The organism is Streptomyces sp. NPDC058145, assembly GCF_042884245.1.
Taxonomy (GTDB): Bacteria; Actinomycetota; Actinomycetes; order Streptomycetales; family Streptomycetaceae; genus Streptomyces.
In genome coordinates this window covers 42,206-57,336 of record NZ_JBHVUH010000023.1, presented here as the reverse complement: position 1 = coordinate 57,336, position 15,131 = coordinate 42,206, and the positions used below count along the sequence as shown (strand labels likewise).

11 protein-coding genes, 1 tRNA gene and 1 pseudogene are annotated in these 15,131 nt (G+C 73.9%); 3 read left to right on the top strand and 10 right to left on the bottom strand.

What is annotated here, in order from left to right; translation table 11 throughout:
- Nucleotides 1–31 precede the first annotated feature (31 nt).
- A complete protein-coding gene (gene selD, locus ACFVVO_RS35735) occupies nt 32–1,042 on the bottom strand; it encodes a selenide, water dikinase SelD (protein WP_390060713.1) in 1,011 nt (336 codons plus the stop codon).
- 35 nt (nt 1,043–1,077) lie between these two features.
- Between selD and ACFVVO_RS35730 the strand changes: the two genes are divergently transcribed.
- A tRNA-Sec gene (locus ACFVVO_RS35730) sits at nt 1,078–1,170 on the top strand.
- A 14-nt stretch (nt 1,171–1,184) separates the two neighbouring features.
- Here ACFVVO_RS35730 and selB read toward each other — a convergent pair.
- The 7 genes and pseudogenes from selB to ACFVVO_RS35695 all read right to left on the bottom strand — a co-directional run.
- Nucleotides 1,185–2,945 (bottom strand): annotated as a pseudogene (gene selB / locus ACFVVO_RS35725) (selenocysteine-specific translation elongation factor); the annotation flags it as partial.
- Nucleotides 2,946–2,950: 5 nt separating this feature from the next.
- On the bottom strand, nt 2,951–4,246 hold the full coding sequence (selA, locus tag ACFVVO_RS35720; protein WP_390060711.1) for an L-seryl-tRNA(Sec) selenium transferase: 1,296 nt from the start codon (nt 4,244–4,246) through the stop codon (nt 2,951–2,953).
- A 760-nt stretch (nt 4,247–5,006) separates the two neighbouring features.
- Nucleotides 5,007–6,014, bottom strand: coding sequence for an MASE1 domain-containing protein (locus ACFVVO_RS35715; protein ID WP_390060709.1), 1,008 nt, complete (start codon nt 6,012–6,014; stop codon nt 5,007–5,009).
- Nucleotides 6,015–6,073: 59 nt separating this feature from the next.
- On the bottom strand, nt 6,074–6,952 hold the full coding sequence (locus tag ACFVVO_RS35710; protein WP_390060708.1) for a PP2C family protein-serine/threonine phosphatase: 879 nt from the start codon (nt 6,950–6,952) through the stop codon (nt 6,074–6,076).
- 118 nt (nt 6,953–7,070) lie between these two features.
- Nucleotides 7,071–7,391 (bottom strand): hypothetical protein, encoded by a 321-nt coding sequence (locus ACFVVO_RS35705; protein ID WP_390060706.1) that lies wholly within the window; start codon nt 7,389–7,391, stop codon nt 7,071–7,073.
- Between the two features lie 84 nt (nt 7,392–7,475).
- Nucleotides 7,476–8,168, bottom strand: a complete 693-nt coding sequence (locus tag ACFVVO_RS35700) for an alpha/beta fold hydrolase (RefSeq protein ID WP_390060704.1) — start codon at nt 8,166–8,168, stop codon at nt 7,476–7,478.
- A gap of 131 nt (nt 8,169–8,299) precedes the next feature.
- Nucleotides 8,300–9,508, bottom strand: coding sequence for a hypothetical protein (locus tag ACFVVO_RS35695; protein WP_390060702.1), 1,209 nt, complete (start codon nt 9,506–9,508; stop codon nt 8,300–8,302).
- Between the two features lie 167 nt (nt 9,509–9,675).
- Here ACFVVO_RS35695 and ACFVVO_RS35690 point away from each other — a divergent pair, with 167 nt between their 5' ends.
- Nucleotides 9,676–11,121, top strand: coding sequence for a glyceraldehyde-3-phosphate dehydrogenase (locus tag ACFVVO_RS35690; protein WP_390060701.1), 1,446 nt, complete (start codon nt 9,676–9,678; stop codon nt 11,119–11,121).
- A gap of 71 nt (nt 11,122–11,192) precedes the next feature.
- Here ACFVVO_RS35690 and ACFVVO_RS35685 read toward each other — a convergent pair whose 3' ends face one another.
- Entirely contained in the window at nt 11,193–13,118 is a 1,926-nt protein-coding gene (locus ACFVVO_RS35685) for a collagenase (protein ID WP_390060700.1), read from the bottom strand.
- A 172-nt stretch (nt 13,119–13,290) separates the two neighbouring features.
- On the bottom strand, nt 13,291–14,244 hold the full coding sequence (locus ACFVVO_RS35680; RefSeq protein WP_390060698.1) for a LysR family transcriptional regulator: 954 nt from the start codon (nt 14,242–14,244) through the stop codon (nt 13,291–13,293).
- 292 nt (nt 14,245–14,536) lie between these two features.
- On the opposite strand from ACFVVO_RS35680, the gene ACFVVO_RS35675 reads away from it, so the two are divergent.
- Entirely contained in the window at nt 14,537–15,106 is a 570-nt protein-coding gene (locus tag ACFVVO_RS35675) for a TetR/AcrR family transcriptional regulator (RefSeq protein WP_390060696.1), read from the top strand.
- Nucleotides 15,107–15,131: the final 25 nt, after the last annotated feature.

The window sequence follows — 15,131 nt, the reverse complement described above, 5'->3', positions numbered from 1 at the left end:
AAGCGGCCCGGCCGAGGCCGCGAAAAGCGGCTCACCGGAGCACGATCGAGTGGTCCCCGCGGGGTACCAGCTCCCCCACCACCGGGGCTCCGGGCACCTCGCCGGCTACGAGCAGCCCGCCCGAGGTCTGGGCGTCCGCCAGCAGCAGCCGGGTGTCCGCGTCCGCGGTGCCGAAATCGGTGTGCGGCGCGACCCACTCCAGGTTGCGCCGGGTGCCGCCGCTGACGTAGCCGTCCCGGACGGCCTCCCGGGCGCCGTCCAGGTACGGCACCGCGGCCGTGTCGAGTACGGCGGTCACGCCGGAGGCCCGGGCGAGCTTGTACAGATGGCCGAGGAGCCCGAAGCCGGTGACATCGGTGGCACAGGTGGCGCCGGCGGCGAGGGCGGCGGCGGACGCGTCCCGGTTGAGGGCCGTCATCGTGGCGATCGCCTGCTCGAACCGCTCCCCGGTCGCCTTGTGCCGGTTGTTCAGCACGCCCAGGCCGAGCGGCTTGGTCAGCGACAGCGGCAGACCGGGGCGGCCCGCGTCGTTGCGGAGCAGCCGTGCGGGGTCGGCCAGTCCGGTGACGGCCATGCCGTACTTGGGTTCCGGGTCGTCCACGCTGTGCCCGCCGCCGATGTGACAGCCCGCCTCGGTGGCGATGTCCAGGCCGCCGCGCAGCACCTCGCGGGCCAGCTCGAAGGGCAGCCGGTCGCGGGGCCAGGCGAGCAGGTTGACGGCGAGGACGGGCCGGCCGCCCATGGCGTAGACGTCGGACAGCGCGTTGGCGGCGGCGATGCGTCCCCAGTCGTAGGGGTCGTCGACGACCGGGGTGAAGAAGTCGGCGGTGCACACCATGGCCGTGTCCTGCCCGGGGAGCGTGACGACGGCCGCGTCGTCCCCGGTGGCGAGGCCGACCAGCAGCGGGCTGTCGCCGCCGGGCAGCGGTGCGCCGAGGCCGCTGACCACCTCCTCCAGCTCACCGGGCGGGATCTTGCAGGCGCAGCCGCCGCCGTGGGCGAACTGCGTGAGGCGTACGGCCGCTTGGCGGATCGGTGTCATGCGTGTCTCCCGGGGCACTAGCCTGGTCGAGCGGTGGAGGCGTGTGGGTGCCTGGTGGCCCTCCCGGTCTTCAAAACCGAGGTGCCCGAGGATCTCGGGCAGGCGGGTTCGATTCCCGTCCGCCTCCGCTCCCCGGCCCGGGCCGGCAGCACCGTCGCTGGTCGTCGACGCGTTCCGTGTAGCCCTGGGCGTCCAGGTACTCCAGCAGCGGTACGGCCACCCGGCGCGTGGTGTCCAGGGCCCGCCGGGCCTCGCTCAGCGTGAACGGCTGCGGCAGCCGGCGCAGTACGGCCGCGGCCGCGGCGTCCGCCCCGGGCAGCAGCACGATGCCGTCGGCGATCCGCAGCAGGGCGCCCGCGGCCACGGCGGCGGCCAACGGCTTTCTGGTCAGGCCGAGTCGGGTCAGCCGGTCGGCCTCAGGCGCGCGGAAGGGCGCCCGGGTCAGATCCTGGCGCACGGTGTCCACGGCCGCCCGCACCGGCGGCGGCAGGGCGGGCCGCGTGGCGTCGGCGTCGTACAACCGGCCCTGTTGGTCGCGGAGTCGGGGTGCGGCGCGGACGAGGGCGTCGACCAGGGCGCGGTCGGGCAGGCCCAGCAGACGGCGGGCCGCCTCGGCGGGGAGGCCGGGTTCCAGCGGGTGCGCGTCGGCGTACCGGCCGACCTCGGCGGCCAGCCGGTCCCCGAGGTCCGTCCAGTGCGCCTCGTCGGCCAGCCAGTCCCCGGCGACGGGTCCGGCCGGCGGCGGGGCGCCCATGGCGAGCAGGTCGCGGCGCCGGATGAGACCCCGGCGGCGCAGTTCGGCGGCGCCGTCGGGGTGCCCGGTCATCCCGGCCAGTTCGGCCGCGCGGGTGCGGCCTGCGCCGCGCCGGGTCAGGCGGGGCGGGCGTACGTCGAGGACGGTGGCGCCGCAGGGGGTACGGCTGCCGCCGGGTTCGCGGAGCACCGCCCGGTCGCCGATCCGCAGGGGCAGTTCACGGTGCAGGGTGAGCCGGGCGGTGTCCTCGCCCAGCGGGCGGACGGTCACCGGGACGGCGGCCGTGCCGATGTGCAGGGTGACCGAGCGAGGCAGGTCGCGGACGGGCTCGCCGGTGACCCGGACGTCGACGGCGCCGGTCGTCAGCCAGCGGTCCGGGGTCAGCAGTGCCTGGCCGCGCCGCAGTGCGGCCGCCCCCGGGCCGTGCACGTTGACGGCCACCCGGGCCACCGCGCCGGCCTCCGTCCGCTCCTCGTGCAGGGTCTGCAGGCCGCGCACCCGCAGTACGTGCCCGTCCCCGGTGACCAGCCGGTCGCCGACGCGCAGGGTGCCCGCGCCGAGCGTGCCGGTGACCACGGTGCCGTGGCCGCGCACGGTGAACGCCCGGTCCAGCCACAGGCGTACGTCGGCCTCGGTGTCGGGGACGGGCAACTCGGCTGTCAGCCGGGCCAGTTCGGCGCGCAGCGTGTCCAGTCCGGCGCCGGTGACGGCGCTGACCGCCACGGACGGCACCTTGCCGAGCGAGGTGGCGGCCAGCCGTTCGACGGCGTCCGCGCGGACCGGTTCGGGGTCGGCGAGGTCGCCGCGGGTCACCGCGAGGACGGCGTGCCGGACGCCGAGCGCGTCGAGGATCGCCAGGTGCTCCTGCGACTGGGGCTGCCAGCCCTGGTCGGCGGCGACGACGAACAGCACGGCGGGCACCGGGCCGGCACCGGCGAGCATGGTCGCGACGAATCGCTCGTGCCCGGGTACGTCGACGAAGGCGAGGTGCTCCCCGTCCGGTTCGAGCCGCGTCCACACGAAGCCGAGGTCGAGGGTCAGGCCGCGGCGGCGCTCCTCCTCGTAGCGGTCGGGTTCCATACCGGTGAGCGCCCGCAGCAGGGTGGACTTGCCGTGGTCGACGTGGCCGGCGGTGGCGAGGACGTGCATGCCGCCTACCTCTCCGCGGCCGGCCGGGCCGCCCGTACGGCCCCGGCCAGCAGTTCGTCGTCCTCCGGCGGCACGGCCCGCAGGTCGAGCAGGCAGCGCCCGGCCTCCAGCCGGCCGACCACCGGGACCCGGCCGTTGCGCAGTGCCACGGCGTACGGCTCGGGCAACGACAGCGCGGCGCTGGGCAGGGTGACGCCGGGCGCCCCTCCCCCGCCGACGGTGGCGGCGCCGGCGACGGCCCGGGCGTCGATCCCGTCGGCGCCCAGAGCCGCGGCGAGCCGGTCGGCACGGTCCCTGAGCCGGGCCGGGTCGGCGGTGAGGGCGGTGGCGGTCGGGGTGGGCGGTCCGGTGAGTGTGGCCTCGAGGGCGGCCAGGGTGAGCTTGTCGACCCGCAGGGCGCGGGCCAGCGGGTGCCTGGCCAGGGTGCGCACGAGGTCGGCGCGGCCCAGCAGCAGCCCGCACTGGGGGCCGCCGAGCAGCTTGTCGCCGCTCGCGGTGACGAGGGCGGCTCCGGCGCGCAGGGCCGTGGCGGCGTCCGGTTCCTCGGGCAGGTCCGGGTGCGGGGCGAGCAGGCCGGAGCCGATGTCGACGACGACGGGCACCGCGAGCCCGGCCAGTTCGCCGACCTCCGCGCCACGGGTGAACCCGGTGACGCGGAAGTTGGAGGGATGCACCTTGAGGATGAAGCCGGTCTCGGGTCCGATGGCGGCGGCGTAGTCGGCGGCGGTGGTGCGGTTGGTGGTGCCCACCTCGCGGAGCCGGGCGCCGGTGGAGACCAGCAGGTCGGGCAGGCGGAACCCGTCCCCGATCTCCACCATCTCGCCCCGGCTGATGACGATCTCCCGGCCGGCCGCCAGGGCGGTGGCGGCGAGCACGAGCGCGGCGGCCCCGTTGTTGACGACGTGCACGCCGCCGGCGGCGGGGACGCGGTCGGCCAGCGCGGCCAGGGCGGAGCGGCCGCGCCGGGCCCGTACCCCGGTCGCCAGGTCGAGTTCGACGTCCGTGGGCCCGGCGGCCGCCGCCACCGCCTGCCGGGCCGCCGCCGACAGCGGTGCCCGGCCGAGGTTGGTGTGCAGCAGGACCCCGGTCGCGTTGATCACCGGCCGGAGCCCGCCGGCCGTGCCGGGAAGCAGGGCGACGGCGGTGTCCCGGACCTGTTCCGGGGCGATGCCGCCCGCACGCGCCCGGTCCTGCGCCTGCCGGATGGCCCCCTTGACCACGTCCTCCCCGAGCCGCCGCGCGGCCTCGGCCAGCCGCGGGTCGCGCAGCAGCACATCGGTCCGCGGAATTCGACGCCGCACATCGCCACCACCGCCGGGAAGCGTGACCGCCGGCTCCGGTTCGGGCGCGCCGGCGTCGTCCGAGGGGCTCGCCGTCGCTCCGGCGCTTGTTCCAGCCGGGCTGCCGGGGCCGGGTCGGTCACCGCCCGGCCGCGTGGCCGTCCGCCCCGGTTGGGTCGGGTGCGTGCCGGCGTCGTCCGGGGAGCCCGCCGAAGCACCGGATCCAGGTCCCTCCGGCGCGGAGCGGGATCCCTCCGGTTCGCCGGAGCCGAGTCCGTCGCCGCGCCGCCACGTGCCCGTCCCTCCTGCCTCGCCGCTGTGTCCGCCTACGTCGTCCGGGGAGCCTCCCGAAGCGCCGCGGCCGGGTCCGTCGGCATCCGGCCGTGCGGCCCAGCCACTCGACCCGGGCCGGTACGCACCGGCGTCGTCCGGGAGACCGGCCGGAGCATCGGAGCGGGGCCCATCAGCGCCCGGCCGTGTGGCCGTCCGCCCCGCCCCTGGCTGGGGCCCGCCGACGTCACCACGGGAGCAGCCCGGGGCGCCGGGGCCGGGTCCAGCCGGAGTACCGGGGCCCGGACCCGCCGGGTTGCCGGGGCCCGGACCCGCCGGGTTGCCGGGGCCGGCTCCGGGGGTTCTCGGGTTCCGGTCGTCCCTGCCGGGTGCCACCCGCTGTTCCATGCCGCCCCTGTTTCTCCGGCCCTGTCGTGCCCGTGCGGGCATCGCTCATCGTCTCCCAGTGCCCTCGCCCGGCCGTTCGACACGCCGGGCACCGCCGGCCGTGTCACGGGCCGCTGCCGGGGTCCCGCGGCCGGTCGCCGGACCGCGGGGGCAGGCGGGGCGGGGGTGCCTCGCCCGCGGTGAGGTGCGCCAGGACCTCCACCAGTTCCTTGCAGGCCCGTTCGACGGAGCGCCGGGTGTTGCGCTGCTCGGTGATCACGGCGGACAGCAGCAGCGCGGTGAGCGCCATCGCCCCGTTGAAGGCCTGGAGCTTCGCCATGACCTCGATCCGGCTCAGCCCCGCGAAGGCGCCGACGGCGTCCGTCGCCGCGACCGTGGCCAGCACGGACGTCAGCAGCGCGCACAGCATGCTGCCCGCGAGCTGGAAGCGCAGCGCGGCCCAGATGATCAGCGGATAGACGAGGAAGAGCAGGCTGATCGAGCTGTAGGCGGCCAGCGGCACGATGGCGCAGGCGACGACGGCCAGCGCGGTGGCCTCCTTCCAACGCCCCAGCGGCGGCGGCCAGCGGGTGCGCCGCAGCAACAGCAGGACCGGGGTGACGAGCAGGACGCCCATGGCGTCGCCCACCCACCAGGCCAGCCAGACGGTCCAGAAGGCCTGCGGCGCCAGCTTGTCGGTGAGGACGAAGACGCCGACGCCGAAGGTCGCGCTGATCGTCATGGCCGTCAACGCGCCGAGGAACACCAGGGCGAGCCCGTCGCGCAGCCGGCTGATCTCGGGGCGGAAGCCGGCCCGGCGCAGCAGCAGCACCGCGACCACCGGGGCCACCGTCTGGCCGAAGAGGATGCCGACCACGTCCGGGCCGGGGGTGCCGAGGGACCAGGTGGCGAGCAGCGCGCCGACCGTGATGGCGGGCCAGCAGCCGAGCCCGAAGAACAGCAGGGCGGCCACGGCCACTCCGGTGGGCGGCCAGATCGGGGTGACGACGGCGCCGTCGACGGCCAGTTCGCGCAGGAGTCCGAGGCGCGCCGACCCGTAGTAGCAGGCGGCGACCGCCAGCAGCTGGATGGCGTAGCCGCCCGGCCGGCGCAGATCCTGGTAAGGCACCACAGCAGCAATCTCACACCGGTGGCCCTCCCTCTGCGAGGCGAGGGGCGTCCGGTCCCGCTCTATGGCTGAACGCCGGGCCGCTGCCGGGACCCGCCGGCCGCCGCGTCCCGCCAGTGCGCGCCGGGCCCGTCGAGGCCCACGACCAGTACGGCGGCGTCGTCCTCGTGCCCCACGCTCTCGGCGCCCTTGATCACCGCGGTGGCCAGCGCGTACGCCTCGAGTCCGGCGACGGCGGCGATGCCGGCGAGCCGGACCACCTGGTCGAGGCCGTCCTCGATGTTCAGCGAGGGGCCCTCCACCACGCCGTCGGTGAGCAGTACGAACACCCCGCCGGTGGTGAGCCGGTGCCGGGTCACGGGGTACGTCGCGCCGTGCTGGACGCCGAGCGGCGGGCCTCCCTCGTCGTCCGCGACGCCGGATTTGCCGTCCGCGGTGGCCCAGACGCAGGGTATGTGGCCGGCCCGCGCGCTCTCCATGACTCCCGTGGCCGGGTCGAGCCGCATGAAGGTGCAGGTGGCGAACAGCTCGATGCCCAGCGTGAGAAGCAGCTCGTTGGTCCGGGCGAGGACCTCGCCCGGCTCGGTGCTGACGGAGGCGAGGGCCCGCAGCGCGGTCCGCACCTGGCCCATGAAGGCGGCGGCCTCGATGTTGTGGCCCTGTACGTCCCCGATGGACATCCCCACGCGGCCGTCGGGCAGGGCGAAGGCGTCGTACCAGTCGCCACCCACGTTGAGGCCGTGACAGGCGGGTGTGTAGCGCACCGCCAGGTGCAGGCCGGGCGCGGTGGGCAGGTCCGGGGGAAGCATGCCGCGCTGCAGGGCGATGGCCAGTTCGACCTGGGTGCGCTGCAGCTCGGCGCGCTCGCGTGCCTGGGCGGTGAGCATCCCGAGCCGGACCAGCAGCTCGTCGCCATCGTCCGTGGAGCGCTTGCGGGGCATCGATCACATCCGGCTGGGCGGCAGCCCTTCAGGGTAAACGCCTAGATTTTACCCATTCGCGGTGATTCTCCCCAAGGGAAGGGCCACACGATCCGTACGACCCCCGCGATCCGCACGGTCAGCGGACCTCCGAGTCGATACCCGTGACGACCGCGGGCCCCAGCGGCGCCGTCCGCTCGTCCAGCCCAGCGCCGCGCAACGCGGAGTCCGCGAGCCGGCGGGCCTCCTCCTCGGCGTGCGGGCCGGTGTCCGCCTCGACGGTCAGACGGAGGGCGAAGGTGTTGTCCTCGTTGACATTGAGTACGTCCAGGTCCTCGGTGCTGCCCATCCGCGTGGTGTGCGGATCGGCCGGCCGGAGCGCCCGGCTCAGCCGCGCACGGGCCTCGTCCCCGACTCCCGTCGTGAAGGTACCGGGCACGGTGATGACGTAGGTCGTCATGACGATCCTTTCCTCGGACGTCCCCCGCCTACCCCGATTCACGGCCTTCGCACGGACGCACATGGGCGACCCCGCCGCTCCCGGTCAGAGCCATCCGTCCAGCGCGGTCATGAACCCCTCGAAGTCGTCCCGGTAGAGGGTGTGACCGGCGTCCGGCACCCTGCGCACCTCGAAGCCCCGGCGTGCCAGCTCGTCGGCCATCGCGGGCGGTACGAGGCTGTTCGCGCCGGCCAGCACCACCAGTGACGGCACCACCGGGCGCGCCGGGGTCCGGCTGACCGCGTAGGCGTCGGGGAGAGCGTGGACGGTCCCCGCGTCCCAGTCGGCGATGGTCGCCAGTTCCACGTCCACGTCGGCCTCCTCCCAGCGCGGGTTGAAGCCCCGGATCACGGTGCGGGTGACGTGCTTGAAGTCCGCGAAGTAGGCGGCGGCCGTCACCGCGTGCTCGGCGAGCTCCCACGCGGGGTCGCAGTAGACGGCCCGTTTCGGTGCCAGCCGCTCCACCGCGAGGGCGAGGGCCATGCCGCCGAGCGAGTGGCCGATCGCCAGCTCGGGGCCGTCCGGCAGGGTCTCCACGAGATCGTCCGCCCAGGTGCCGGCACCGTACTCGCCCCGGCCGCTCGCACCGTGCCCGCGCAGGTCGACGCCGATGACCCGGTAGCCCCGGTCCGCGAGCGCCGGCGCGACCCGGCGCCAGGTCCGGTGGTCGGACATGATCCCGTGGACCAGGACCGCGACCCGCTCTCCGGTCCCCCACTCCCGGGTGTGCAGCTTCATCGACTCGCCTTTCTCGTCGGGCGCCGCAGGATCCTGCCACGCAACCGGCGGCCGATCCACCGGGGATCCGCCGGGGCACCCACCGGGGGCGGCCAGGGCCGCCACCCGTCCCGCGGGCGGCCCGGCACGGCTCACAGCGGGGAGTGCGCCACCACCGTCACATAGGCGCCGTAGAGCAGGGACACGACGGCCAGCGCACCGCCGACGAGCAGGGCCTGGGCCGGCCGCGCCCGCCAGGTGCGGGCGAGTGCGCGGGCCGGCGGGATCAGCAGCGGGAAGACCGGCAGCAGGAAGCGGGGCTTGGACGAGAAGGATCCCGAGCCGCCCAGCACCAGCAGCACCAGGACCCCCGCGAACACCACCAGGGCCGGCGGGGCGCGGTCCAGGCAGAGCAGCCCGAACAGGACCACACCGACCAGGACGACGATCAGCGCGGCGGGGTAGACGACACCGCCGCCGTACAGGAACAGCAGCCGGAGGAAGCGCACGGCGCCGGCGCCGAAGTCGAAGCGCGACTCCCAGGCGCTCTGGATCGTGAAGTAGCCCCGGAACGGATCGCCGGTCCGGGCGCCCACCCACAGCACATAGCCGAGCCAGCCCAGCGGGGCGAGGAGGACACCGGCCCACAGGGCGACCGGCACCCGGCCGCGCCGGCGCAGCAGTTCGTGCGCGGCGGCGACCCCGAGGGCCGCGGCCACGGCGAACCCGGTCGGCCGGGACAGTCCGGCCAGCGCGGCGAGCGAACCGGCCCACAGCCAGCGGCCGTTGAGCACGCAGTACAGGGACCAGACCGCGAGCGCGGCGAACAGGGACTCGGTGTAGGCGATGGTCAGCTCGACGGAGTGCGGCAGGACGGCCCACAGGGCGACCAGGGCGGTGGCGGCGCCCCGGCCGTACAGGTGGTGGCCGATGAGATAGAGGCCGTTCGCGGCCACGCCGGCGGCGGCCCAGGCGACCAGCAGCCCGGCCTGGCCGGGAGTGCACGGCAGCACCGCGAGCACGGCCCGGACGAGCCCCGGATACAGGGGGAAGAAGGCCCAGTCGGTCTGCACCGCGCCGGACGGGGTGATCCAGATGAGGTGTCCGTAGCCGCGGGTGGCGATGTGCAGGTACCAACGGGAGTCCCAGGAGTGGGCCAGGCTCCTGGTCAGGGTGTGGCCGGCGAGGTGATCGGCGGTGATCACGACGAGGATCCCGGCGAGCCGGACCGCCGCGAACAGCGCGAGGGCCGCCAGGGCGCCCTCGGGCATCCGGTGCCGGGCCACGAGGGGCGGTCCCGGACGGCGGAGGCGACCGGACGGGGCGGCCGGCTCCGGCCGGGGTACGGAAGACGTGCTCACGCCCCCGACCTTGGTCACGCCGGTACGGGCGCGCAATGCGCGACCCGCGTGTCCCGGCCTCTTCCACCCTGATTCAGGAACCGTGGAGGCCCCCGGCCGGACCCCCGGAAAGATCGAAGTAAGGTGTGGTTACCATATGAGCGCTGCCTAGCTCGAAAGATAGATCTGTGACTGTCAACGACGACTCGTTCACCAACTGGATGCACCGCGAGGAAATCGCGGAGTCCATGATCCCGATCATCGGGAAGCTGCACCGCGAGCGGGACGTGACCGTCCTGCTGCACAGCCGCTCCCTGGTGAACAAGTCGGTGGTCAGCATCCTGAAGACGCACCGCTTCGCCCGGCAGATCGCCGGTGAGGAGCTGTCGGTCACCGAGACCATGCCGTTCCTCCAGGCCCTGACCACCCTCGACCTCGGGCCCTCCCAGATCGACCTCGGCATGCTGGCCGCCACCTACAAGGCCGACGACCGCGGTCTGAGCGTGGCGGAGTTCACCGCGGAGGCCGTCGCCGGCGCCACCGGCGCCAACAAGATCGAGCGCCGCGAGCCGCGTGACGTCGTCCTGTACGGCTTCGGCCGCATCGGCCGCCTCGTCGCCCGGCTGCTGATCGAGAAGGCCGGCTCGGGCAACGGCCTGCGGCTGCGCGCCGTCGTCGTCCGCGGCGGCGGCGCTCAGGACATCGTCAAGCGCGCCTCGCTGCTGCGCCGCGACTCCATCCACGGTCAGTTCCAGGGCACCATCACCGTGGACGAGGACAGCAGCACGATCGTGGCCAACGGCAACGCGATCAAGGTCATCTACGCCGACGACCCGTCGCACATCGACTACACCGAGTACGGCATCCGGGACGCCATCCTCATCGACAACACCGGCAAGTGGCGCGACCGCGAGGGCCTGTCCGAGCACCTGCGCCCCGGCATCGACAAGGTCGTACTGACCGCGCCCGGCAAGGGCGACGTCCCGAACATCGTGCACGGCGTCAACCACGACACGATCAAGCCCGACGAGCGGATCCTGTCCTGCGCGTCCTGCACCACCAACGCGATCGTCCCGCCGCTGAAGGCCATGGACGACGAGTACGGCGTGCTGCGCGGCCACGTGGAGACCGTCCACTCGTTCACCAACGACCAGAACCTGCTGGACAACTACCACAAGGCCGAGCGCCGCGGCCGCTCCGCGCCGCTCAACATGGTGATCACCGAGACCGGTGCCGCCTCGGCCGTGGCGAAGGCGCTGCCCGACCTCAAGGCGCCGATCACCGGCAGCTCGATCCGTGTTCCGGTGCCGGACGTCTCGATCGCGATCCTCAACCTCCAGCTGGCCCGCGAGACCACCCGCGAGGACGTCCACGACTACCTGCGGGACGTGTCGCTGACCTCGCCGCTCAAGCGCCAGATCGACTTCACCACGGCGCCCGACGCGGTCTCCAGCGACTTCATCGGCTCGCGCCACGCCTCGATCGTGGACGCCGGCGCCCTCAAGGTGGAGGGGGACAACGCGATCCTCTACCTCTGGTACGACAACGAGTTCGGCTACTCCTGCCAGGTCGTCCGGGTCGTCCAGCACGTCTCGGGCGTGGAGTACCCGACGTACCCGGCGACGGCGGTCTGACGCCGGAGCGCTGAGCATGACGGCCGCCGACCGGGCTTCCGGTCGGCGGCCTTCGTGCTCGGCGCTCGCGGTCAGGCCTTCGGCGGCCGGGCGCAGGCGCCCGCGGCGCAGGCGGTGAGCCACTGGTCGAAGTCGGCGTCGTAGCGGGTGCCGATGCCGTCGTGGTAGACGGCGTATCCGCCGGCGTAGTCACCGGCGCGGAAGCGGGCGAGCACGTGCTGGATGTCGTCGGGGTGCCGCTCGGCCATGTAGCGCACGGCGAGATAGCCCCACGGGTAGGTGCGGGTCACGTCGCTGTTGCCGTAGGTGCTCTCGAAGAGGGTGCTCAGGCGGTACGTGTGCCTGGCCGCCTCCTGGATCGCCTGGCCGTAGGCCAGTTCCCGGTAGCCGTAGGAGACGTACTCGGCGAGGCCCTCGATCCACCACACGTCCGGCACCGAGATCTGCTCGGTGAAGTCGCCCGGCATGTCGTCGCGGGCGTCGAGGAAGTGCGTGTACTCGTGGTTCAGGTTCCAGACCCGCGCCGCGAAACCGTCGTCCACGTCCTTCTGGTACATGATCGAGGTCGGCTGGTTGGCCGGGTCGGAGGGGTCTCCCTCGAGGGTGATGCCGCCGTTGTCGGTGCTGACGCCGAAGATCGCGCCCGCGTAGGTCTGGTAGTCGGCGCGGCTCGCGAAGACCACGAGCCGGATCGTCGAGGCGTACTGGCCGGGTATCGGGGCGTCGGCCTTGACGATGCCGCGGAAGTAGGCACCCTGGTTCAGCACGCTCGCGCACACGGCGTCCAGGTCTTCCGCGGTGAGGGCCTGGGCGCGGACGGTGTGGGCCGCGTCGCATCTGTGGTCGATATGCAGGGCGGCCTCGGTCAGCCTGCCGGGCAGGTCGCAGACGTCGTAGTAGGAGCAGCCGGCGCCGTCGTACGCGCCCGCCTGTGTGGCGACGGCCACCCAGAGTCCGGCCGTCGGGCCGGTGATCCGCGACCGGTCCAGCAGGTCCCTGACCAACGGCCTTACGGTCGTGCGCAGTTCCGGGTGCTCGACATAACGGGCCAGGTTCATCCCGGCGTTGGTGTCCAGGAATGCCAGATCGGTGCCGAGCAGGTCCATGTGGCCCAGCGCGAAGTCGTGCAGGGCGCCGGTGACGCGTGGGTCGGCGGCGACCGCCGTCACGTACCGGGGGTTCCAGTTGCCGCGCCACAGCGGTGTATGGACGTCGTTGACGGCCCTGACCATGCTGTCGACCGCGTCGTACGAGCTGTCGTAGGCGTCCAGCAGCCGCCGGTAGACGTACAGATAGCGGTCCTGCTGGTCGGCGCTGTCGGTGAGGATCACGGTCTCGCCGAGGATGCCGCCGTTGACCGCCGTGACGTCCCGCGAGTGGCGGCGCGCGAAGAAGGTGTCCAGGCCGCCGGTGGTGGCGGCGGTGAGGCGGGAGGTGTACGGGCCAACGTCGCCGGGGTGGTTGAACTGCACGTAGTAGCCGGCGCGCAGGAAGAGGACGAGTTGCAGCAGGCCCGCGGAGTTGTCGCCCTGGTACCGCCCCGCCGCGCGCGTGAAGGCATGGGCGACGCTCAGCATCTGCGGCTGGCGGAAGACGTCGCGGGCGTCGGTGCCGGTGACGGAGAAGAGGGTGTTGACGCAGTCCGCGGAGGAGGCCGTCACGAACGCTACGAGTGCCGCTCCGGTGCGGCCGCCGAAGTCGCCGGGGGCGCAGGAAGCGGCCTTCGCTCCGGAGTGCGGGAGGAGTTCCGTGTCGCGGGTGAACGGTGGTGCCTGCGGTGGCAGTTGGGCCGGGCTGAGCGGCCGCGCCCGGCCGGGAGCGGGACGTTCGGTGGCGCCGGTGGCCGGTCCGGTGGGCGGCGGCGCGGAGATGTGTCCGGCGGGGACGGCCGGGGGTCCGGGTAAGGCCAGAGCCGGGGCCGACAGCAGTCCGGCCACGGTGGCGCAGACGGCGGCGGCACAGGCCAGCCGTCCGGGCAGCGCGAAGCGATGGCGCATCGGGGATTCCTCCACGAAGGGGTGCGCCTCTGTGGGGTGTCGAGGCGTGGGAGGAATGTCTCAGCGCACCGCCCCGGCAACAATGGCGTGTGACATAGCACATGACACCGCCCGCTCATAACATCCCGTCGCCTCACCGCGAGACAGCGGCCGGCGGCCCGGCGGTGGCCCGCTACGTCCCGGCGATGCTCCAGGTGCGCGCGGCCCACGCCCTCAAGTGCGGTGCCGCGGCGACCAGTTCGCGGTAGGCGCCGGTGGCCGACTGCATCAGTGCCTCCACGATGTCGTCGCCGACCGCGTCGGGCCGCCAGGCCAGTACATAGCGGCACCACAGCGGCGATCCGGCCAGGGGCTTCACCGCGACGTGCAGGATCGGGCGCAGGGTGGGCTGCACGAGGGACACGCCGAGCCCGTCGGCGATCATGCTCTGAAGCTGCGTCTGGTCGCCGAGGAACTCGTGCACGGTGACGGGGGTGAACCCGGCCGCGGCACAGGCGTCGTAGAACACCCCGGGCCAGCCGGCCCCGTCGTCCGGGGTGACGAACCACGGGTCCTCGGCCAGGTCGGCAAGCTGCACCTGGGCGCTCTGACGCAGGCGGTGGCGGGCGGGCAGGGCGACGAACGTCGGCTCGGTGACGATGCCGCGGTGGCGCACGGCGGGCGAGTGCGCCAGCTCCAGGCCCGGATAGTCGGCGGCTATGGCCGCGTCCACCGCCCCCTCCTCCAGCAGCTCCACGATCCTCGAGGAGGCGTAGACGCTGGTCACGGCGACGGACAGGTCCGGAAGCCGGGTGCGGACGCGGGCCACGGTGCCCGAGAGCATGGGTGAGTTGGTCGCGGCCACGCGCAGGGTGCGGGCCGGGCGGGTGGCGGGCGGCCGGTGGCCGATGGCGTCGGCGCGGGTCAGGACGTCCCGGGCCTGGGCGACGACCTCGGCGCCGTACGGGGTGGGCCGCACGCCGCTCGCGCCGCGCTCGAAGAGCGGCTCACCCAGGTGGCGCTCGATGCGCCGGAGCTGGGTGCTGACGGCGGGCTGCGAGTAGCCGAGCTGCGCGGCGGCGCGGCCCACGCTGCCCGCGTCCGCGATCGCGCACAGCACCCGCAGGTGCCGAAGCTCCAGCTCCATCGGTCCACTCCCCGTCCCGGCCGTACCCGCCCAAGGTAGACGCCGGTCCACAGCCCGGCCCCGCTCGATTGTCCACCCCACCCGGGACCGGCGTTCACCACCTCCCTGGGTGCGGGTGCCGGATCGGGAGGAGTTCGCCAGCCGGTACCCCCTGGTGATCCGCGAGTCGACCGGCGACTGAGACACCCCTCCACGTACCCCACCCGCGATGCAGCACGGCTACAGCAATTTTTCATTTGCCTAATAGTATTAGGCAGACGCATAATTGCTTCAGGCCAAGAGGAGGAAGCTGATGGTGCGCGCAGGTCTGACCACGGAACGTCTGGTCCGGGCGGGGGCGGAGCTGGCCGACGAGGCCGGCTTCGACCAGGTGACGGTGTCGGCGCTGGCCCGGCGCTTCGACGTCAAGGTGGCCAGCCTGTACTCGCACCTGAAGAACTCCCAGGACCTGAAGACCCGTATCGCCCTGCTCGCGCTGGAGGAACTCGCCGACCGTGCCTCCGAGGCGCTGGCCGGCCGGGCCGGCAAGGACGCCCTTCGCGCCTTCGCGGACGCCTACCGCGACTACGCCCGGGAGCACCCCGGCCGTTACCAGGCGGCGCGCTTCCGGCTCGACCCGGAGACGGCCGCCGCGAGCGCCGGCGGCCGGCACGCGCAGATGACCCGGGCGATCCTGCGCGGCTACGACCTGGCCGAGCCCGACCAGACCCACGCGGTCCGGCTGCTCGGCAGCGTGTTCCACGGCTACGTCGATCTGGAGGCGGCCGGCGGCTTCAGCCACAGCGCCCCCGACTCCCAGGAGTCGTGGACCCGGATCCTGGACGCCCTCGACGCGCTGCTGCGCGCATGGCCGACTCGCTGAACCCCTGAACCTCTGAACTCCCTAG

Bases quoted from the DNA above. Each gene is read 5' to 3' on its own strand.
- selD (WP_390060713.1), bottom strand. From the start codon at position 1,042: ATGACACCGATCCGCCAAGCGGCCGTACGCCTCACGCAGTTCGCCCAC.
- ACFVVO_RS35710 (WP_390060708.1), bottom strand. From the start codon at position 6,952: ATGCCCCGCAAGCGCTCCACGGACGATGGCGACGAGCTGCTGGTCCGG.
- ACFVVO_RS35705 (WP_390060706.1), bottom strand. From the start codon at position 7,391: ATGACGACCTACGTCATCACCGTGCCCGGTACCTTCACGACGGGAGTC.
- ACFVVO_RS35700 (WP_390060704.1), bottom strand. From the start codon at position 8,168: ATGAAGCTGCACACCCGGGAGTGGGGGACCGGAGAGCGGGTCGCGGTC.
- ACFVVO_RS35685 (WP_390060700.1), bottom strand. From the start codon at position 13,118: ATGCGCCATCGCTTCGCGCTGCCCGGACGGCTGGCCTGTGCCGCCGCC.
- ACFVVO_RS35680 (WP_390060698.1), bottom strand. From the start codon at position 14,244: ATGGAGCTGGAGCTTCGGCACCTGCGGGTGCTGTGCGCGATCGCGGAC.
- ACFVVO_RS35675 (WP_390060696.1), top strand. From the start codon at position 14,537: ATGGTGCGCGCAGGTCTGACCACGGAACGTCTGGTCCGGGCGGGGGCG.